This window comes from Candidatus Litorirhabdus singularis, from assembly GCF_026262625.1.
Taxonomy (GTDB): Bacteria; Pseudomonadota; Gammaproteobacteria; order Pseudomonadales; family Halieaceae; genus Litorirhabdus; species Litorirhabdus singularis.
In genome coordinates, this window is the sequence record NZ_SHNN01000001.1 from 1,670,681 (window position 1) to 1,691,263 (window position 20,583).

At 52.1% G+C, this 20,583-nt stretch carries 17 protein-coding genes; 7 read left to right on the top strand and 10 right to left on the bottom strand.

The features are described 5' to 3' along the window. Positions 1–108 precede the first annotated feature (108 nt). The 3 genes from EYC98_RS07435 (at position 109) to EYC98_RS07445 (ending at position 2,345) form a co-directional block, all read left to right on the top strand. Positions 109–885 (top strand): spondin domain-containing protein, encoded by a 777-nt coding sequence (locus EYC98_RS07435; RefSeq protein WP_279244685.1) that lies wholly within the window; start codon positions 109–111, stop codon positions 883–885. A gap of 237 nt (positions 886–1,122) precedes the next feature. Continuing rightward, positions 1,123–1,695 carry an RNA polymerase sigma factor gene (locus EYC98_RS07440; protein WP_279244686.1) on the top strand — a complete coding sequence of 191 codons (573 nt, stop codon included), beginning with the start codon at positions 1,123–1,125 and terminating at the stop codon, positions 1,693–1,695. Continuing rightward, on the top strand, positions 1,692–2,345 hold the full coding sequence (locus EYC98_RS07445) for an NrsF family protein (protein WP_279244687.1): 654 nt from the start codon (positions 1,692–1,694) through the stop codon (positions 2,343–2,345). Before EYC98_RS07440 ends, EYC98_RS07445 begins: the two co-directional genes overlap by 4 nt. A 50-nt stretch (positions 2,346–2,395) precedes the next feature. On the opposite strand, the gene EYC98_RS07450 is transcribed toward EYC98_RS07445, so the two are convergent. The 6 genes from EYC98_RS07450 to EYC98_RS07475 form a co-directional block, all read right to left on the bottom strand. Next, positions 2,396–4,051 carry a hypothetical protein gene (locus EYC98_RS07450; protein WP_279244688.1) on the bottom strand — a complete coding sequence of 552 codons (1,656 nt, stop codon included), beginning with the start codon at positions 4,049–4,051 and terminating at the stop codon, positions 2,396–2,398. Between the two features lie 2 nt (positions 4,052–4,053). Next, positions 4,054–4,395, bottom strand: coding sequence for a hypothetical protein (locus tag EYC98_RS07455; RefSeq protein ID WP_279244689.1), 342 nt, complete (start codon positions 4,393–4,395; stop codon positions 4,054–4,056). Between the two features lie 751 nt (positions 4,396–5,146). After that, entirely contained in the window at positions 5,147–5,761 is a 615-nt protein-coding gene (locus EYC98_RS07460; RefSeq protein ID WP_279244690.1) for a TetR/AcrR family transcriptional regulator, read from the bottom strand. Positions 5,762–5,795: 34 nt separating this feature from the next. Beyond that, entirely contained in the window at positions 5,796–6,251 is a 456-nt protein-coding gene (locus EYC98_RS07465) for a cupin domain-containing protein (RefSeq protein WP_279244691.1), read from the bottom strand. A gap of 158 nt (positions 6,252–6,409) precedes the next feature. Beyond that, positions 6,410–7,660 (bottom strand): thiolase family protein, encoded by a 1,251-nt coding sequence (locus EYC98_RS07470; RefSeq protein ID WP_279244692.1) that lies wholly within the window; start codon positions 7,658–7,660, stop codon positions 6,410–6,412. After that, positions 7,657–9,210 (bottom strand): class I adenylate-forming enzyme family protein, encoded by a 1,554-nt coding sequence (locus EYC98_RS07475; protein WP_279244693.1) that lies wholly within the window; start codon positions 9,208–9,210, stop codon positions 7,657–7,659. The genes EYC98_RS07470 and EYC98_RS07475 overlap by 4 nt, the downstream gene beginning before the upstream one ends. A gap of 96 nt (positions 9,211–9,306) precedes the next feature. Here EYC98_RS07475 and EYC98_RS07480 point away from each other — a divergent pair, with 96 nt between their 5' ends. After that, positions 9,307–10,548, top strand: a complete 1,242-nt coding sequence (locus tag EYC98_RS07480) for a cytochrome P450 (RefSeq protein WP_279244694.1) — start codon at positions 9,307–9,309, stop codon at positions 10,546–10,548. Between the two features lie 262 nt (positions 10,549–10,810). Here EYC98_RS07480 and EYC98_RS07485 read toward each other — a convergent pair whose 3' ends face one another. The 3 genes from EYC98_RS07485 to EYC98_RS07495 form a co-directional block, all read right to left on the bottom strand. After that, complete coding sequence (locus EYC98_RS07485) at positions 10,811–12,085, bottom strand: porin (RefSeq protein ID WP_279244695.1); 1,275 nt, start codon at positions 12,083–12,085, stop codon at positions 10,811–10,813. A 236-nt stretch (positions 12,086–12,321) separates the two neighbouring features. Then, positions 12,322–13,194, bottom strand: a complete 873-nt coding sequence (locus tag EYC98_RS07490) for a VPLPA-CTERM sorting domain-containing protein (protein WP_279244696.1) — start codon at positions 13,192–13,194, stop codon at positions 12,322–12,324. A gap of 697 nt (positions 13,195–13,891) precedes the next feature. Further along, complete coding sequence (locus EYC98_RS07495) at positions 13,892–15,607, bottom strand: amidohydrolase (protein ID WP_279244697.1); 1,716 nt, start codon at positions 15,605–15,607, stop codon at positions 13,892–13,894. 456 nt (positions 15,608–16,063) lie between these two features. On the opposite strand from EYC98_RS07495, the gene EYC98_RS07500 reads away from it, so the two are divergent. Continuing rightward, positions 16,064–16,822, top strand: coding sequence for a hypothetical protein (locus EYC98_RS07500; RefSeq protein ID WP_279244698.1), 759 nt, complete (start codon positions 16,064–16,066; stop codon positions 16,820–16,822). A 161-nt stretch (positions 16,823–16,983) separates the two neighbouring features. Here EYC98_RS07500 and EYC98_RS07505 read toward each other — a convergent pair whose 3' ends face one another. Further along, positions 16,984–18,123: a class I SAM-dependent RNA methyltransferase gene (locus tag EYC98_RS07505; RefSeq protein ID WP_279244699.1), complete on the bottom strand. Its 1,140-nt coding sequence runs from the start codon at positions 18,121–18,123 to the stop codon at positions 16,984–16,986. A 256-nt stretch (positions 18,124–18,379) separates the two neighbouring features. Between EYC98_RS07505 and EYC98_RS07510 the strand changes: the two genes are divergently transcribed. Together EYC98_RS07510 and EYC98_RS07515 are read left to right on the top strand one after the other, a co-directional pair. Then, positions 18,380–19,597 (top strand): TMEM143 family protein, encoded by a 1,218-nt coding sequence (locus EYC98_RS07510; RefSeq protein ID WP_279244700.1) that lies wholly within the window; start codon positions 18,380–18,382, stop codon positions 19,595–19,597. Positions 19,598–19,896: 299 nt separating this feature from the next. Continuing rightward, positions 19,897–20,448 (top strand): VPLPA-CTERM sorting domain-containing protein, encoded by a 552-nt coding sequence (locus EYC98_RS07515; protein WP_279244701.1) that lies wholly within the window; start codon positions 19,897–19,899, stop codon positions 20,446–20,448. Positions 20,449–20,583 lie beyond the last annotated feature (135 nt).

Sequence of the window (20,583 nt, forward strand, 5' to 3'; positions counted from 1 at the left end):
CGACAGCTGTAACCTTTTTGGCCGCTGCGGCGAATTACTATGCAGGTGGCTCATTGGAAGCCCCTTAAACATAATCACCCAAAGCAATCACCCTAAGAGGGAATTTTCATGACAATTAAAGCAAGATACTTTGCCGCCGGAGCACTGTTGTGTGCATCCTGGTCGGCACAGGCAGCCAACGTACAACTGACTGTCAATGTTGAGAGCCTGGTTCCAGCCAACAGCGTTTCTTTCGCGCCATTACACGTGGGATTCGGCAATGGCAGCTTCGACTCTTTTGACCTCGGTTCCGCTGCGGGTGACGCGATCAAGTCGGTTGCCGAGGGAGGCAGTGGGTCGGCGTGGTTTCCTGCCTTTGAAGCTGCTGACTCTGGCGCCGTGCTTGGTTCGGTCGGTGGTCTGCTGCAGCCAGGCGGTACAGCCAGCAACGACTTCACCGTAGACACCGATAGCAACAGTTACTTTACTTTCGCGTCGATGGTTGTGCCTAGTAATGACTTCTTCATCGGCAATGACAACCCGATGGCCTACAACTTGTTCGATGATCAGGGTGGTCTGCTACTGACTGAAATCGTGATTACAGCAGGTGACATCTGGGACGCTGGCTCCGAGGTCTTCGACCCCGCTGCTGCAGCCTTTGTTGGCGACAATAGCCTGCGCGCAGACCAGAATTCAGTGGTTGCGTTTAACTTCGCTGAGCTGTTTGGCTTCAATGGCATGCTGACGGGGGCGGGCTACACATTTGATTCCCAGTTGACGGCTGATACCGAAATCTATCGAATCGGCTTTACTCCAAGCCCTGTACCTCTGCCGGCTGCGTTCCCGCTGTTTGCAGCGGCACTTGCTGGACTGGGTTTCACCAAGCGCGCCCGCAGAAAGGCTTAGCGCTAGTTAACCATCCTGGCTTCCCGGCTTCTGCCGGGCAGCCTTCCCTATTTCCCGGATAGAGCGCATAAACGGGCTGTATTCGCAGCAGTTTGGCGCATTGGGTGCTGATTTGACGGTCTCTTTGCAGCACAATATTGTCTGAGGATCGTGGAACCAGGCAAGGCATGTCGTGGTCAAAGGGCTCGGGAGACGCTAAGGCGTCCGAATTTTTTTAGCCGGGCTGATTCACGCGGAATGACTGAAGACTCAACTAAAGACATCGATTCTGAGGAGGATCGCTGGGCGAGGCTTATGCGCAGCGCGCAGGCGGGCGATGAGGCAGACTATAGAGAATTACTTACCGAGCTGGCGCATGTTGTGCGTCGTTACCTGAGCAGCCGATTCGGGCGTGCGGAATTTGTCGATGACTGCGTACAGGATTGCCTGGTGGCTATTCATGAAGCGCGTCACAGCTATGATGCTGGACGGAAATTTCGACCGTGGTTTTTTGCTATCGTTCGCTACAAGGCAATCGATGTACTGCGCGGACAGCGGCGCCGTCGTGATCTTGTAACACGGCAGGCTCACGAGCAGCTGTCGACGGAGCAAATACTGGAGACAAATCCGCTTGAAGCGCAAATAGTCTCTGGTTATCTGTTGAGGGCACTTTCACCAGACTATCGTGATGCGATCATTCTGACCAAGCTTAAGGGTTACAGCGTTACCGAGGCGGCGGCGCAGTTGAAAATTTCGGAGGGTGCTTTGAAGGTCCGGGTTCATCGCGGCATAGGCCGCTTGAAACGCCTTGTAGAGGCAGAAAAATTATGACTTCAGATGACGACCTTATACAGGCCCTGAGTCGCAATCTTCAGGCGGTCGCGCCGCCGGCGCGTATTGATCATATCTGGCTGGGATGGTTGGTGTTGAGCGCTGCGTTTGTCGTTGGCGTTATTCACTTGATGGGTCCGGTACGGGACAGCTCCCTGGATCAGTTACTGTCAGGTGGGCGTTTCACGTTTGAAACGGTGCTGGGTATTACAGCTTTCATCGCAGGTTCGCTGGCGGCGTTTCGTTCAGCGGTACCCGGTGGACTCTCTCGATGGTTGGCCCGCATTGCCGTTGGATTGCTGCTCGCTTGGATCGGTTTCTATCTGTTCGGCCTCTATAGCCCGGCGTTGGAACCCTCTATGGCGGGTAAGCGTGATCGGTGCGTCTGGGAAACCTTTGTTTATGCTGCTCCACCGATGCTTGTCGCCATCGGTTTGATCCGGCGGTACTGCCCGCTGCAACCGTTTCGAACCGCAATGGCAGCCGGTATTGTAGCGGGCATGCTTCCAGCGCTCTATATGCAACTGGCGTGCATGTATGTGCCAGCGCACATACTGTCGTTCCATATTCTGCCCGGTCTGCTGGTAGGGCCAGCTGCCGTGGGCGTTGCCTGGGTCTGGCAGTTCGCGGTTGCCCGTCGCTCCCAATAGCTAAAGATGACTGCTATAGATCAGTATTCAACGCGCTGGCGTTCGGCCTATTAGGGCATAGCGGTCAGTTCCTTGTACAAAGGTCGTATGTCACGGTAGCTTCGAACCAGCATCCAGAGCATTCTAGCCCAGCCTGTTGCGCCGATTACTGCTGCCCGAAAAGCTCGCAATATGGCCGTAAGAATTCTACAACTGAGATGAAACGCGACGCCAAAATGGCGTAATCGGGTGGTTGCTGCGATTAGATCCTGGGCATGAGTCTCCGCAGGAAAAGTAACCCGCATATCACCGTCTCGGGCCAGTAGAATTTGCACTTCGGTTTGTGTCTTTATCTGTCCGGTGGCGTACTGATTGACCGACTCAGTGACCGTTTTCAGCGCTAGTCTGGCGATTTCAAATGCCTTCATCGAATAACGAAAGAACGCGCGTACGATGTTATGCCCGATTTCCAGTATTTTTAGCAAGCCGCGGCGTAACCATTTCCAGAGTCGACGGGCTCCGTCCCATAGTTTCATGCCAAGGCTCTTTCCTTTCGTCCATGCGCTATCAATCTGCTGGTGAGTCTGCAATCTCTCTGAGACTTCACGACTAAGTTCTTTGCTCTGAAGCTCATTCTCTGGTGACGTTGTCTGGTTGCTGCTGGCGCCTGCTTTAGTTGCCGCAAGACTCGGCTCGGCCAGAGCTTTGAATAACTCGGGTGTTATGCATTCCTCGAGGCGTGCCTTGTCCCTTTCTTGTTGCCGTCGCTGAGTCTTGGAGATATCTGAACCTGACGTCACTTTTGCTGGACCAAACTGAGCCCAGAATTGACTCAGCGCAGCGCTGACTTTGCGATTGCGCCGTGTTGTGCTGCCGGCAAATAAGTAGACAGGGAAATTTCGCCTTGGATTAATGTCGATGTTGAAGCCTAGCAACCACAATTCAATCTTCGCCAGACAGACCAGGAAAGATTGAACTTCGGGGTCGGTAATTCGACGTCTTTCCTTGCTAAGCTTTAGATAAGAAAAGACCCATCTTTGCCTGCCACCCACTTGCTGTCGTTTGCCCGCTGCGGCGACAGCTTCAAGTAACTGGTCCTGATCAAACAGCTTGTGGATTGAGTCAAACAGCGCTGGCTGAGGCCGGTCGGGGGCTTCCAGTTTAAAGCGCAGGCAAATACGCCAGAATTTTTCCATAGCCTCCGTCGGGAATTCCTCAGACTTTAGTTTTGACGTGGGCTTTCTGTTCAGGAAACCTAGCGACCACAGCCGAAGTCGGGTTGCCCGAACCAGCGCGGGGCGAGGGGTATCATCATCAAAATATTTGGCAACGTTGGTAGGGTTTTCAAAAGTTACCAGCTCTTGCAGGGCTTGCCAGGTTTGTTCGCCGCTCCATTGGTCTACTCCAATTCCTGCACCGCTCTGAAACAAAGTAATCGAGTGGAGAAAACGTTCCCGCTCCTCGCGCTGGGGCGAACTAGCGAGGTCACCTGAATCTTCCAAGTAACCCAGTAGCCACAGTCTCTCAGCAATAACCGCTTCTCGTACCAAGTTGGCGCGCCCTTGTAATGCCTTGCTTTTATCTTCTGCGGCTACATCAAGGATTGCGTCGCGCTCCGCCGCGCCCAACAGATCTTCCAGGTCGGCGTAGTCGTCCAACTGCGGTGGTTCTTGGGTAGAGAAATCACTGGGGGCGCGCAGCCCACCGGGAAATTCAGGTAGGGCCACTATCAGTCAAACACGCCTTTAACGAGTTCGGCTAGTCCAAGCCGGGTCTCCAATCCGGACTCTACGGCTGCGGTGTGCATTGCCAGTGCACTGGGTGACACATCTTCGCTAGACAGGAAGTTGTATGAGTCACCATCAAACTGAAAGAAAGCCTCTGCGACCAAACTTATTGTACCCGCTGCTCTGGCAGCCTTCACGGCATCCCGCACCCTGTCCATGCCGTTAACATCGTCGGGGAGACTGTCCAGATCTACCGAAACTGAACCTGTGTAGGTTTGTACGTGGAGGCTACTTAAATCGTCAATAGCGTCCCCTACTTTTTTAAACGCTGCACGTATACTCATCGCATAGTCCTCTTTAGTTTTTAGTTTCGTTAAAGTATTTCGGGAGGTGGGAAACGGAAGTTCTCCCATTTACCGTCAATGTCTATAGTTACTTCATTCATTAATTCCAAGTCACCACATGCCAAACGGTTTTCAACCCAGGCAATGAGCAGCGCTGGATTAAATCTAACTGGCATCGGGAAACTGCGGCGACAATACCTTATTTGAATTTGATCTGTGCACCTGACCTTGCGGTGAAGTTCATGTACGGCCGCTGCGAGAGGCATAGAGTGGTTGGTCCTTCATTCAATTAATGGATAAAATTAGAAAGTACGTGCCCGTGAGTCTAGTACATCTTCCAGTGGCTGCAAGCAGCGTCAGTATATACTGCGCATCGAGGAACGCTGGAACCAGCAAAAATCCGGCAATTCTTACTTCTAGCGCCGTCGTGCAATTGTATGTGCGTGCACGACTCTGGTCACGTATTCGCGCTAGCGGGCCCACTCTATTAATTTAGCGACGCAGGAGCCGGGTCCAAGGCAAAGGTAGCGACAGCTGTTCGATACCGGGTGCTTTTGGCTCTGAAATATATTGGATAACGCAATAATACCTGACTCTAATATTGAGGTCGGGAAGTTAAGCTGTGTGGCTGTGGGTCCCCGTTCACCTTGCAACTCATTCTGAGCTTGTCGCGTTCGAGCGCAGGGCCTTGTGAAGCAGCGTTCTCGATTATTTTTTTGGGGCTAAACATTCTTGCGAAGGCTGGCAACGCTTACGGTTGTCTGTTGGCGGTCGGATCCAGCTGGTAGCGAAAAATGTCGATCATTTCGCTGGCTATTGCCGTTGGGGAGTTCTTTCCGGGATGGTACCAGGTTGGCGCCCAGTTCAAGCTGCCCAGAATAGTAAGCCTGAAATAGCGACGGTCGATATTGGCCGGCAATGGCAGGGTGCTGATCAGTTCGGAGAAAAGCTTTTCATAAGAGTCCCTCTGGGCAATAAGTTCTGACCTGAGGGGCTCCTCAAACTCTCGTGTAAATTGTGGTGTCACCACCAGACTGAAGGGACTTTCACTCAGCAGTATTTCCAAGTGCGCGGTACACGCCGATGTGAACCGACCCCAGGGCTCTGGAGGTGACTCCTCAAGTGCTGCCACTACGGCACTGGTAACTTGCTCTACGCCTTTTGCGTGAACAGCTATGAGCATCGCTTCCTTGGACGGGAAATGATAGTACAGCGAGCCCGACAAAATGCCGACTTCAGCAGCGATATCACGTATAGAGGTGCCGGCATAACCTTTGCTGGCAAATAATCGAGCAGCCGCTTCCAGTACCTTGTTGCGACGATTGTCGCCGCGGGCTTGTGTATTTTTTGCCCTAGGGGGAGGCATCGGTGTGCCCTCTAAATAATGGTGGGCGACTATATCAGTCTTGGTAATACTGTTTGAAGAAATCTATGGTTAACACGTCAATAACCTTGTTGTCTTCGTCGAGTATTTCAAGCATATCTGGGCTAGTGCCCTGGAAGCTTGCGTAGACGGTCATGCCCTTTTCAGACGCAAATGGTGTGTGTGCACTGCCAGGAGGCTCATAGGAATAGGTCCCCTTGAAGTGCTGTTCCTCTCCCTCGCGGTAGCCCCAGAGGCCATCCAGTGTGTAGGCTACGGCAGTACAGCAATGATTGTGTTTGGCGAACTCGGCATGGGGGTCTTGCTTGAACAGAAAATCCACGCGATGGCGTTTTTCGTCGATGACTAACACCTTCAGGTAATTGCCTGGCTGGCCTTCTACCTCGCGCCACTCCATCAGGTTGCTGTTCGCGTTTTCGATCTCGCCATAGAGTGTACGGCTCTTGCTCTCGAGGATATTACTTGACTGCATGGGGGTCACCTTGTAAATCTAGCAAACGCTTGGTCGGAAAATTATATACTTCTATCGTCACTAAAGCACTCGGGTGCAGGCTATGCAAAGAAACCTGGTAAGTCCTTGATTCCTGCGGCCGAGCCGAGGGTCATGCGCTTTGATTTCGGCGCCGACAATTAGTTTGCCTCCAGAATAATTACCGAGCAGGCGGCCTCGTCGAAGCCCATAACGCCGCCGCCATTTTCAGCCAGCGCGTAGCGGGCGCCATCCACCTGGCGTGCACCGGCTTCTCTTCTGAGTTGTTCCGTGAGTTCGGCAATCATAGACAGTCCCGTCGCTCCCACTGGGTGACCTTTGGACACTAACCCTCCTGAGGTATTAATGGGCAGTTGACCTCCAGGCCCGGTTGCGCCGCTTTCAATAAAAGCTCCGCCTTCTCCTTCATCACAAAATTCCAACATCTCCGACTGATAGATCTCACAAAAGGAGGTCGCGTCGTGAACCTCTGCCACATCAATATCGGCAGGTCTAATGCCGGCCTGAGCGTACGCCTTTCTGGCAGCGAATTTGCTCAGGCCCGGTTCTTCAAGCGTACGATATTTACCACCAGACAAGGTGGTTGCGGCGACCCTGACAGCTCTGGCCTGCACTGAACCTGGCAAACGCTTGAACACTTTTTCAGAAACCAACAGTGCCGCTGCGGCTCCGTCACCCACCGGTGCGCACATCGCACGAGTTAGTGGCGCTGTTACAGGTCGATCGGCCAGAACCTCTTGTGCAGTCATTTTGAATCTGTACTGGGCGCGGGGGTTCAAGGCGCCGTAACAGTGATTTTTTGCGGCGGCGACAGCAATTTGCTCAGCAGTCGTGCCGTAACGCTTCATATGATAGCTCGCTTGCATGGCGTAAGTGTCCATGAATATCGTGCGGTCAGGGGCCGGTTCAAATGCTTTTCCAGCTTCAGCACCTGCGTTGCGATAGTATTCTTCCCATTCTTGAGGGTCGTACTGATCGATGCCGCCGCAATACAGCAGGTTGGTCTTTTCCGGGTTGTCCGGAAAGTAGGTCTTCTCAACACCCAGCGCCAAGCTAACGTCAGTTGTGCCGGACATGATGTCCTTGCAAGCACCATTAAAGGCCATCGAGGCGGTGGCGCAGCCACCCTCCACATTGGTAACGGGTACGCGTTCCGGAAATAATCCTTCGCGAACCAGCGGTGTGAGAGCGACTTGCCCACGAATGCTGCCCTGCTGGTCTGTCCACATCCCGCAATTACCAAACCAGCAGGACTCTATCTCACTGGCGGTAATTGCATCTGCATCTTGCATCACCTGCAGGTAAACCTCTCGAGTCAGCGCCTTGATGCTGTCTTCCGGGCGCTTGCCAAAGCTGGTGCTGACGGCGCCGATTACATAGACCCCGGTCACGATTGGCTCCAATAGGGGGTGCGCAACTCGCGTTTGATCACTTTGCCAAGAGCGTTCCGAGGGAACTCATCACGCAGTTCAATGGTGTGTATACGCTGTGTTTTTGCCAGTTGAGAGTTTGACCATTCGCAGATTGCGTCAAGGTCGGGGGTTGCGCCGGGTGCGGCGATTATCAGTGCCAAGGGTGTCTCTCCCCACTTATCGTGTGGAATACCAATCACAGTAGCCTCGGAAACGTCGGGATGTTGGCCTACCACAGTCTCGATATCCTTGGGAAAGATATTAAACCCTCCGGACAGAATCATGTCTTTTTTTCTGTCCAGAATATAGAGAAAACCATCCTCGTCGACCTTGCCGATATCTCCACTTCTCAGGAATGTCCGGTTTCGTTCATCGCGCCAGATTGCTGCGGCGGTGATCTCGGGCTTGTTATGGTACTCCCGCATGAGACCAGCGCCATAGCCGACAATCTCTCCGGTTTGGTTGGGTGGAACTTCGTTATCTTCTTCATCAATGATGCGTAAGTCGAAGCCAACCACGGGAGTTCCCACGGAGCCTTTGTGGTCCATTTGTTCAGGCCGGCAGATGGTGGCGAAGCCTTCGGAGAATCCATAGAGTTCAAACAAACCGGGCGTTATGCGTTGGAGAATTGCGTCTCGGGTATCGGGTCGCAGCGGTGATCCCGCCGATAAAATTTGGTTTAACGAAGATATGTCGTGGTCATCAAGTGCTGGAAATTCCAGTGTGGCCACAAACTGGGTAGGCACCATGAAGGAGTGGGTCACTCGCTCACGTTCAACCACGCTGAGCCATTCCCGGGGGCTGAACTTCTCCATCACAACGATAGTGGCACCGACAAACATAGGTGGCAGCAACATAAACCAGGTGCCATTTGAATACAGCGAGGTGGTGGCCAGCGCAATCGACGTGTGCGTGAAACGGAGTTCCAGCGCGTTAGAATAAGACCAGTGCTGTCGCGCGCGATGGGTCTGCACGATGCCTTTTGGCTCACCAGTCGTGCCCGAGGAATATATAATATTGAACTCGTCGCCCAGATCATATCTTACCCTCGGCTCATGATCTGGAGCGTCTTTCAGCCATTGTCGATAGTCCTGCCAGCCCGTGGCCTCAAAGCCATAGCCTATCTTGCCGTCAGTGCGCAGTGAGTCAACCTTAGCGGTGGCAGACTGGGCCAGCTCGCTGGCATCTGCGCTAGCAAACAGCACCTGTGCTCCGGAATCCGTGAGCAGGGTTGCTATCTGTTGATCGGTGAGGAGTGTGCTGATCGGCACTACGCAGGCGCCCGCCTTGGTAATGCCAAATAGAATCTTGAACATCTCCGTTGAATTGTTCATCAGTATGGCAACTTTGTCGCCGCTCCCGATGCCCATCTCCAGCAGTTGATTGGCAATACAATTCATTGCGCTATTCAGTTCTCGCCAAGTCAGCCGGTCATCTCCGCAGACCAAGGCGAGGTGGTTGCCACGGAAGCGAGCATGGCTGGCCCAAATCTCCGGCAGGTAGACCTGCGTGTCATCCAATTGAGCCATCATTCCCCCAGAAACAACCAAATGTTCGCTTGGTTAAGCAATAGCCTCATGCTAGCATATTTCTCTTACCGGACCAGTGAAACGAGAGAATTCTGCATGCCTAAAGATCAATCATCGGTGCATGACGCGACGCTTATTTACGATCCCCGGGACCCTGCCACCATCAATGATCCTATCCCGCATTTACGCCGATTACAGCAATCTGAGCCCGTCTACTGGTCGGACGTTTTGCGCGCCTGGGTCATCACCCGCCATGATGATGTTAAGCAAGTCCTGCGTAATGACAATTTCTCTGCCGATCGTATCTCGCCGTTTTATGAAGCGATGCCACCGGAACGCCAACAGCCTATCAAGGAGCTTATACGCTACTTGAACACTTGGGTTGCGTTCAAAGATCCACCAGAGCATAGCCGCTTGCGCCAGCTTATGAGAACGGTATTTACGCCTGAGGCAGTGGCTGAAATGTCGGACTTTATTGGCGCTGCGGTTGATCACCTGCTGGCAGAACTTAAGGGCAAGAAACAGATAGATTTTATTGAGGAGTTCGCCTATCCGCTGCCTGCGATGGTCATTCTCGAGATGCTGGGTTTGCCCCAATCAGATATGGAGCGCTTGAAGGACTGGTCAAATAAGATGCAGCTGTTCATCGGTAGCGCGACCACTTCACCGCATAAGTATGCATTGGCGGAAGAGGGTGCGATTCAAATGGCAGCGTACTTTAGGCAGATTATTCGAGAGCGCGAGGAACATCCCGGTAGCGATATCATTACTAAACTGCTGGCTATGCGTGATTCCGATGGCACATTAACTGAAGACGAAGTGATCGGCACGTCAATGTTGTTTCTGTTTGGTGGGCATGAAACCACTACTAACCTGATTGGCAACGGTGTTCGCTCATTGCTCCTGCATCCCGGCCAATTAGCGCTACTGCGGGATAGACCTGAGCTCATGGAGAGTGCCGTTGAGGAGATGCTTCGCTATGACGGACCGACAGGAGCATCTGTGCGTATCGTCAAAGAATCTCATCAGTTTCATGACAAATGGCTGGAAAGTGGGCAGCGTGTATTCGTCATGATCCATGCCGCAAATCATGACCTGGATGCCTTCGATGAGCCTGATGTATTCGACATCTCGCGCAAGCCGAACCATCATCTAACATTCAACTACGGTGCGCATTTTTGCATGGGCGCGCCTCTTGCGCGACTTGAGGGAAAGATTGCTATCAGCCGGTTGATCCAGCAATTTCCGGACTTGAAGCTAGCTGATGATGAGTACGAGTATATGGATACTATGATTATGCGTGGAGTTCGTAACATGGCCGTTGAGCTGGGCGACTGATCGCAGCCGAGCGCCTGATAGCTTCAAAACGCTAATCAGGCATATAAGCCAGTCTCAAGGCTCAGACCGTTGTCCCTATGAGTACCCTGTTCGCTACGTTAATTACCGCTCGCGCAAAAGTACGTCCTGATAGCCAGGGCCTGCATGTTCAGCGCGCTATCAGGCGTGTAAGGTTCAGGTGACTAATCAATAGTGCCATGCAGACAAAAATCCCCAGCTGAGCGAGAAACTCAAAGCTGGGGACGTGGATACCCGCTTTTACTTAGTCAAAAACGTATTGGAGACGGGTTTGGAAAATATCCGCATCCTGACCTGTGACATCCTCTTCGATCATGGCGTAGTTGGCGCCTATACGAACTCGATTGTTGGCGTACCAGTTGATACCAACGAGATAAGATTTTGCCTCCCTGTCACCGAGCCCTTCGTAGTCACCATCACCGTCGTTATAGCGGGCGAGCACTTCCCAGGCACCATAGTCACCGGTTGGTTTAATACGCTTAAACTTACCGTCTTTATAGGGGCGAGATTCTCCGGTAATCACCCAGCCTGCCTGGAGGTAGTAAGTATCCACCTCGGAGCTGCCTTCTGTTGCAAGCTGGCCGTTGAAATATTCAGTCTGAACATGAAATGCGCCTAATACAGCTGCGGCTTCAATGTTGTATACATCTTTTAGTCCAAACCTTTTGCTCTCTTCGGTAGTGTGAACAAAACCCGCACCAAAGTGTAATACATTGCCATCGTTGTTAATGGGTGCAGCGGTTAGTCGGCCAATAATTGCCAGGTCTTGAGAGCCAAGGTCTTCAATGGGGTCACCGGAATCAAATAGAGCCGCTTCCGCTTCATAGGCGCCGACACCGTAGGTGAACATGCCTGATTTACCGTGGAATTGAATACCCACCTGACGATCGAAGATGAAGAAGTTAGTCGATGCAGAACGTTCAAGAGCCGTCATGTCATTTGAGCTAGTGAGTCGCTCCAAGCTAAAGGGTGCATTGTGCTTACCCGCAGTGATATTGGCAGTGCTGCCAAAACCTTTGTAGGTAACATAAAAGTCTTCGACTGTGCCGCCTCGGCGGAAGAGACCGCCGCGATTATTGTCCAGGTTTAGCTGTGTTTTATAGGCCCAGTCATCAGACTGACCTTTTAGATAAATCCGTCCTCGGCGAATATAAGTATCGTTAACAACGTTCTCGCCGTTGATATCAATATTTGCATAGTCCCACTGAAGGCGACCGCCGATCGCAAAAGACTTATCGCCATCGATAGAGGCTACTTTAAGACCGCTGCCGGTCCTGCTGATGGCAGCATTCTCTGGAGTCATGTTCTCAACCTGTTCGCGGGTGAACACGACCTCCTTGATCGTTTCCGCATTGGCCGCCTTAAGCTCTGCGTTTTCGGATTCTAGCGTATTCAAACGCGTTGCGATGGCCGCCAACTGTTCCTGCAAAGCCGCGAAATCCGCGTCACTGACCGCAGCCTGTACTTGTATTACAGGACTTATTAGCGCCATTGACGCCACAATAGTTCGAAGTTTCATAGCTGGGTTCCCCTGTTTTCCGTTCGCCGCAATAAATTACATACGGCAACAATGTTGCCGACTGATGGCAATGGTATTTCAGGTATGTGACAGAAATGTTACAGGCGCAGGGTATTTATGGGTGCTGGGGAGCTAATCGGTCGATCTTGAGGGGGCGGGCCTTGGCTTGCGGCCAGATCACTGACTTACAGGGCCGTAACGACTTAACTCGTCACGGCCGCTAGAAGACAGCGTTATCAACGTCTGCGTTTGAGTGCGGTCAGACCTGCGATAGCGGAAGCAAACAGCCAGACTGCGGCAGGCAGCGGTACCGGCGCCAGTGGCAAGCGCATGTCGTTAACAAAATCCACTGCAAGACGGACCTTGGTTAGATCTACAATCGCGTCACTCCGGGTGAGGGTGATGGTTCCACTAAGCTCCCATTCTTGAGTAACAAAATCGAGATTATCTCCCAGCAGCCACTGGCCCACGCGGCCCGGGGGGTCTATCAATATGGTGCTCGGCGTTGTCGGCGTTACTGTGCCATTGAGCAGCGGATCACTGCCGGGGATAATTTCCACGCCGGTCAGTGATAGATTGGACAGCGTCGCACTAGACCCTGCAACTTCCTGGGACCTTAATTGCAACTGGAGTCCGTTGTATTGCGTTATGGGTGCTATGCCGTCAATGGTCGCGGCGGAAATAGATCCAGGAGCACAATTACCTCCCCAGCATAAAACACTCGGTGATCCGGCAAGCAGGTCGTCTATGATGAAAGTGAAGTTTCTGCCACCGACCAGGTTGTGCTGGATCGAGAAATTCAACGGCATACCCGACAAATCAGCTGCGTTGCCGAGGTCGTTAACCAGCGATCGCGAGGGAATCGTTTCCTCTCCCGCTATCAGATATTGGTCATTGGCACGAAAAGGATCGGGGCTTGAAGAAATCAGGTATTCGAAGCCACTCAATGCTGGCTCGTCAATTTTACCGGTGGGTTTCTCTAACTGAAAGAAGGTCGACCAATCGTTGGTGACCCTCACGGCTGCGGTCGCACTGGTACTAATAGCGAGCAAACCTAGGGCTGTGCACAGCACCAGAGTAGGTGAGATTTTTTGGTTATTGGATTTCATTTAATATACTCCAAGATTGCATGCGCATCTCGGGGCTAACTCAGGTATTCCCTTCCTGCTCAAGCCAGCAAACGCGCTAAACATAAGAATAAAGAAACGAACTTGGATCTTGCTGCAATATTCACGCCAGAATGGGAAATGCTCTATTTTTCATAGACATGGAAATATCGACTTCACCGGCAAAGCGGCGAGTGTAAAAAAACCTGACACTTTGCAGGGTTTTAGACGGAGCTGTCCAGCTCGCCTCTGGGCGGACTACTCAAATGCGCGTTCCATGCACATTCAATCGGGCAGTTTCAGCTATTTAGCCCCGCGTTAACCAAACAAGCACAGTCGCTATCAGGTCACGGAACCAGTCGATAATGGGGTCGAATACTGAGATTTCTTGCTCGTCACGTAATGCGTGCGCCTCGTGAAGAACGTACGCATAAATCGCCTCCACATCGTACCTCGCTCTGGCTTTGTGGATCCCAGGCGGTGTCACCACTATCTATTTTCCATCGCTGGCCATTTCATGTTTCCGCAGTCCTGCGCATAACTGTTGAATCGAAGCCATCGGCAGGGTTTTACCAATCTAAGCGCTCAAGATATTGAAAATAGAGTTCGACGCTCTCATGGCACTACATTGCAATACCTGCCTAGTCCTTTCATCCCAACACCAAAAGAATGCTGAACCCCCGTCAGGGGTACCCGCAAATTATTGGGTAGTTAACGGGTAGGCCACGCCTTCGTACACGGTTCCCCAGATTTCGATGTCCTTGAGCCGATGTAATGGGGTTTCGTAAGGATCTTCCTCCAGAACGGTAAAGTCCGCTTTTTTGCCGGGCTCAATCGAGCCTATTTCACTTTCAAGTCCCAGGCTTCTCGCTGCCTCTATGGTGATTGCCTCCAGAGCCGTCTGCAGGGGAATCACCTGATGCTCGCCCCACTGATTGCCATCGCTGGCAATTCGGTTTGCGGCAACCCAGGCCAGCGTAAGTGGTTGCAAGGGAGCCATGGTGAAATCAGAATGAAACGAAATACCAACCCCAGCTTCTAGCAGTCCTCCAAGTGGAGAAATATCTTCAGCCCTGCTTGGCCCGAGACCGTGTTCAGCGTAGATAGGTGCCAGTTCGTAGAGATAGTATGGGTTATTCGAAACCGCGATATCCAATGCCTTGACGCGCGCATGCTGGTCACCTCGGGCGTAGCCGTAGTGCTCCAGTACGATGCGGGGGTGCTGCTGCGGTTCGGTCCCTCGTAACAACTCTATGTCATCCAGAACTTTGTCGAGGCCCGCATCCCCATTTACGTGAATATGGATGTCCCAGCCAGCGCGCCAGAAAGTCTGCAGTAGCTTTCGCTGATCTGGCGGAGGAATCATCCACTCGCCGTGATGCCCGTCCAGATAGGGTTCAGTCATCTGCATGAGTTGACTGTAGATTGCACCGTCGGCGTAATACTTGACGTGTTTCACAACGCGAATCTTGTCGCCGGATTTACGCAGTAGCTTATCCGCAGCTGCTAGCACCTCATTCACAGAATCGAGCCGGTTGCTGAGGAACATTGCGTTGGGCACCAAAACAAAGCGATAAGGCTTGTTATACGACTCCCACCTGAGGGTCCAGTACTCAAGGAATGTGCTGACTTGCGGAAAGCCTTGCTCCCCGACTGTAGTAACACCCCCCCGATGAATGAGATCACTCATCAGTGACATGCCTTGCAGATAACTGGAGGGAGCCGCGAGCTTCTTTATCATTGGTTGGCCCAGGGAAAATAGGGCTGCCTCCCAGATATGTCCGTCTTGCCAGTTACTGTGAGGCTCAGCGGCAAAAGCTTCCTTCGATAAACCCAGCAGTGCGAGCGCTTTGCTGTTGAAGAACATTTCATGCACCGAACGCTGCCAGAGCATAATCGGCCGCTCAGTGGACACCTGATCAAGTAACGCTCTGTTCATAGGGCCGTGATACGGCTCATGGTAACCCCATGCCATCAACCACTCATCAGTTGGAATCTGCTGGTCAAGCTGCTTCAGTCTGGCAAGAAAGGCTTCTGCGCTGCGAACTGGCTCCGAGAGACCCTCTGCCGTCGGCCAAGCCATGGCGGCTACTATTTCCATTGGCAGGATGGTGGCTGCAATAGATGGATGCACATGCGGATCTATGAATCCCGGCATGATCACCTTGTCAGCGAAACGATTATCGACACGGGTGTCCTGATCCAGGAATTGTTTCTGTAAGTCAGCTAGATTTCCTAGCGAGACTATATGATCACCCCGTACGGCTAGTGCCTCAGCCGTGGGGAGCTCTGGATCCATTGTAATAATGCTTCGCGCTGTAAAAATGGTAACCGTGTCATCGCCTGACCCGGTACAGCCGGAAATTGAACCGAATAGAGTAAAAGCGGCGAGGGCGACTAGTGTGTATAAATTCAACAAGGCATCTCCTTGAAACTGACCTGAGTCCACTTGTTTGGCTTAAAGAGGCCCGGATTCAAAGGACCATGCTAACACGCAGTACTGGCAAGTGAAGTTGTCAAAATTGATAGATTCGGGCCATAAATACGTTACCAACATCGCCGACTCTGTTCTTGACGCTTAGCCGTCAACAGTTGGCCAGCGTCTTAAGACTCCGTCAGGGAGTTGGTGCAATTCTGCATTGCCTCTGTCAGCTTAAGAAAAATCGCTGAAATTTCCTGATAGAATAAAAGACTCTAATGACCCCTATAAAATGATGGAAGCAACAACATGCCAGAGACGGAATGGGCCTGGGCCTGGAATTGGTGGGGTGCACTGGTCACCATCAATGTAGTGAACCTGATGGCCTGCGGTTTTTTGTTTTCCAGGTCGTGCCACTCGACTGACAATGAGCACGCACGCTACGACAAGCTTATGAGAAACTTTGGTGCAATCTTCATTATGGTTGCAGTTTACCGCTCTGTCTTCGTCTCCAGCTACCTGAACCAGTTAGCCTGGTTCGATACACTTGCCAACAGCTCTCTGCTCATTCGGTTTTTTGCTACCTTCGCTGAAATTTCTTTTGCCTCGTTGATCATGCTGGCACTGTTGCAACTTAATAAAGAAGTTCCCGAGTCTGGCCATGGAGGCTCAGGGCGTCCTCGTTGGTTTTTCTTGGCGAGAACACCTTATATACTTTTTTTCTGCATTTTTGTTGCCCAGTTCTTCGCCACCACGGCAGCGATAACTAAGATCGACGTTTTCTTTGCCATTGAGGAGACGCTATGGGGGATTGCGTTTGTGTCGATCTTGCCGCTGACCTTGGTCCAGCTTGCAAGAGTCTACTCATATAAGGATGAAAAAACGCGAAAAGAGTTGAAGCTGTATCGGGTTTTCACCCTGATGATGGCTGTGTTCACGGTTGGCTACTGTGCCTATTCACTGCTGTATCACTTGCCTATTGAAATTTGGCCCCGCGCCATTGCGCATTGGCAGATGGAGAACCCGACACCGGCCATTAGAACAGGGGCGCAGGCCGTCAGTGATGCGTTTTTCATGGTCAATGAAACCAAGGACCTGGCAACCTGGGGTGGCTTCGGCTTTCTGATTTGGCACAGCGGCTACTTTAGCCTGTGTGGATGGATGGTACTGTTTCTGATGACGGGTCCCAAGAGGTTGAAAATAAGTCGGTAGTGGTTATCACCGCAGACTTCACTTAATGGGTCAGAGCGGGGTTTCAGAGGCTCTGGCGCGCCAGCAAGGACGCCGCGGAAGATCGACCGGTATAATCATGCATTGCCATTATGTGCTCCAGGGCCACTGGGCCGGCCTGAGGTCAGTCAAAGGTTAGCTTGTCAGTGCCTTGTAAAGTCCAGCGTGGCTACGGTTTCATAATGGAAAGTAGACGGGAACATATCCAGAAGGCTCAAGTGCGATAACGCAAATTTGCCTGTCAGGCTTTGAATGTCGGCGGCAAGCGTCTCAGGATTGCAGCTGACATAGATCAGGCGTTTTGGCTTTAGTTTCCTAACCCACGAATTGAGTGACGGAAATCCCTTTCGGGGCGGGTCCACCAGCATCAGATCAAATTGTTTTAGGCGCTGGCGCTGCAGAAAGCGCGGCAGCGCATCATCGTCATACAGGTTCATTGTCATGAAGTCGGCGTGGCTTACACCACTCAAATCGACCATGCGGCGAGGTACCGGATTTTCGGCGATGATGGGGTTGGACAAATTGCCGCTGCCGGAAAAGACATCCAATACATGCTCAAATGGCACAGCCAGGGCCAGCTGTTTAACCCTATCAACCAGGATTGTATTTACTGCCTGATTCACTTGGGTAAAGCCACCGTCTGCATAGGGTTTGTCCCAGCTGATATTGACCCGCTCATCCTGCCAATAAATTTCACAGTGACCGTTGCCGCTGTGTTCCTTGGTCCAGCTCTTGTCTTCATACAAAGCCTTCAGCTGTGCCTGTAACTGCGGCACCAGAATCTGGCAATCAGGTATTTCGTTCACTTGATCTGTCAGGCCGTCCAACATGCCAAGGTATTTGTGCCGATAGTGCAGTTGTATTCGGTTGCGATAATGCTGGCGTTGCGGCGCCTGCACGAGATCGATTCCTGCAGCCGGCAGCTCCAAGTTTTTGAAGCAGTCCTGTAACGCCGACTTTTTAAATGCTAGCTCGGTGGAGTAATCGGTATGCAGAAAGTGGCAGCCAGGGCAATGCTGAAAATGCCGGCAATCCGGTTCGATGCGCTGGTCCGAGATGCGCTCCAATGCATCGAGCCTGGCGATGCTAACCTTCCTTTTTTGCTTTAGCACCTGTGCGCTGCCGGTTTCTCCCGGTAAGGTTTTGGCGATAAAACTAATTTCCTCATTCAGCTTGCTGACGCCCTGACCGAGGCTATCGATATTCTCGATCTGAAAATCAATTGTTCTTGGCTGGGTACTCCCCGCTTTTTTCTGTTCTCGAAGTCGTCTGCGTTTGGCCACGGTAATCACTATCGCTGTATTGAATGACCCATTCTAAAGCGAAACCAAAGCTCTCACCATGCCGGGGGGTTATTGACGGTGGATACCTTTCGCACTGATCTACACGTGACCCTGAAGTGGAATATCTGGCGGCTCCCTATAGGAACTGAGTTCGTGGCAGACCAGAGCCCATTGTGCTCTCGTCTTCAGCAGCAGAGTGCTCGCCTTGAAGGCGCCCTGAGGGTATTCTTGGCGGCTTGTTTACTGGCTGGCTTTTATGAAAATTTCCGTACGTCGCTTCATACCCTTTCGTAAGCGCGACATTGTCGAGATGCTTCTGCAAAAGCAGCCATATGATGATGACGCTCGATTTCGTCAGTTCTGCGAGATTCTACAAAGTGTTTTCCACTTTGACTATCACCGGCGCCTGGAAGATCTTAAAGACGCCTATGCGCCACTGAATCCTGATCGGGATACGCGTGCTCCAGTGGGTATTGCCGAGGCATCTTCCGCCGACTTCGCGCGGCAAATGGAATCGCTGCTGGAACGAGCCAACTACGACCGGCTGACTGACGCCGACCTGCAGCGCGCGTTCGAAGAAAACTCTCTTTTCAAGCTGCAGCTGCATGTGGACTTTGATGATTTTGAGGAAGTGCTGCTATTTACTCGTGGCGAATACCAAAAGCAGGAAACGGTTAGTCAGCTGTTCGGCCTGTGGGCGCAGAGTGTCAGCTTTAGCAATTTTGACCGGGTGGTCATTTACGTAAAACTGAAGGCCGACGCATCGCTGCAGCAGCGTCCGGATCGTACCGGTATCACCATGCTGAAGCTGTTTCAGAACGTGCCCAAGGCCGATATTGAGATGCTGTTCCCCAATACCCGGCTCGGTATGCGGATGATTGACAAGCTGATTATCGGTGTCCCGGCCCTTGCCGGTGGCGTGGTGGCCCTGAGTACCAAAATCGGCGCCTCGATGATCTTGCTGGGAGCACTGGTGGGCTACTGGCTTGGTTTGAGCGCCGAACCGGTAGAGCTGAGCCGTGCCACCGCATTGGCATTAATAGCCGGGATAGCAGGACTCGGTAGTTTCATCTGGAAACAGTTCAGCAACTTCAAAAACCGTAAGCTTCGGTTCCTGCAATCACTGACCGAGAATCTGTATTTCAAGAATCTGGACAACAACGCCGGGGTATTCCATCGTCTGGTTGATGATGCCGAGGAAGAGGAATGCAAGGAGGCCATACTCGCCTATAGCTTTTTGCTACGTAGTGAGCAACCGCTAACACGCCAACAGCTAGACGCTGCTATCGAGCAGTGGCTGCAGGACCAGTGGGACTGCACGATTGATTTTGAAATTGATGACGCGCTGGACAAGCTGCGCAAGCTGGGTCTGGTCAGTGGTGAGCAGACTCTGCTCGCGCTGCCACTGGTCGAGGCCTGCGAGGCACTGGACCAGCGTTGGGACAACTACTTCACCGAGACAGATTACCTGTAAGGCCATTGCCAGGCGTAAAACTTTTCCTCGCTATTCCCTGGCTGGACCGCCATCGAGCTACTGCAGCAGGCCGCAGGAGCAGGGGCTAACAAGCCTCATACTGACAATAAGTGGTCAGCTAACGGGTCAGGGGTTGGTGTCAGGTTTTTTAACACTTATACATCTTCTAATACGGCAGAATGAACTAAGTCATTGATTTATAAGCCATGGCATAGTTGTTGCATAGGATTAGCTGGTACACAAGCCCGTGGTACTTGGAATTCATTAGACGGGCCATATTCATTTCACGGAGTAGTATTATGACGAGATTACACACAGTAGTGCTCAGCCTGCTGGGGGGTGCTTTACTTTCAGCTCAAGCCACCGCCGCTACCATCTGGGAGCCCACCGACGTTGATGGCACTGGCAACGTCAACATAGTGCAGTTCGAACCGATCCTGTCCTTGAATGGTGGCACATTAGCGCTGTTTGAAGACACTGATGCACTGACCGATGCCAACGCTCTTGTTTTAGGATCTGACGGTGGTATTTTTGCTTTCACCGATAACCTGGACGGCAGCTTTGGTGTAGAGGCATTGGTAGCCAATGTCTCACAAGGCAGCACCACTATAGACGGCAGTCAATTTGTACTCGGCGTTAACTGGGGCAACGGATACGTCGCAGATGCTGGTTGGACTCAAAACGGCGGTGATCTAACCACCTTCGTCATTGAGTGGACCGATGGCCAGAATGCTGGTGCGTCTCTGGCTGTTGACGTGAGCCCGGTGCCACTACCTGCTGCTGCATGGCTTTTCATGTCGGCTGTCGGTGGTATGGTTATCGCCAAGCGTAAAGCGCCAGTTAAGGCTTAACCGCAACAAAAAATCACCCCGCTAGAACACCGGCCGCTTGTATAGGCGGCGGGTCTAGCGGGTCTTGGTCAATTCCACACTTTGCCTCTTTGTTATATTGCATTCCAGCCCAGCTTACAATCGCATAGCTGTCGC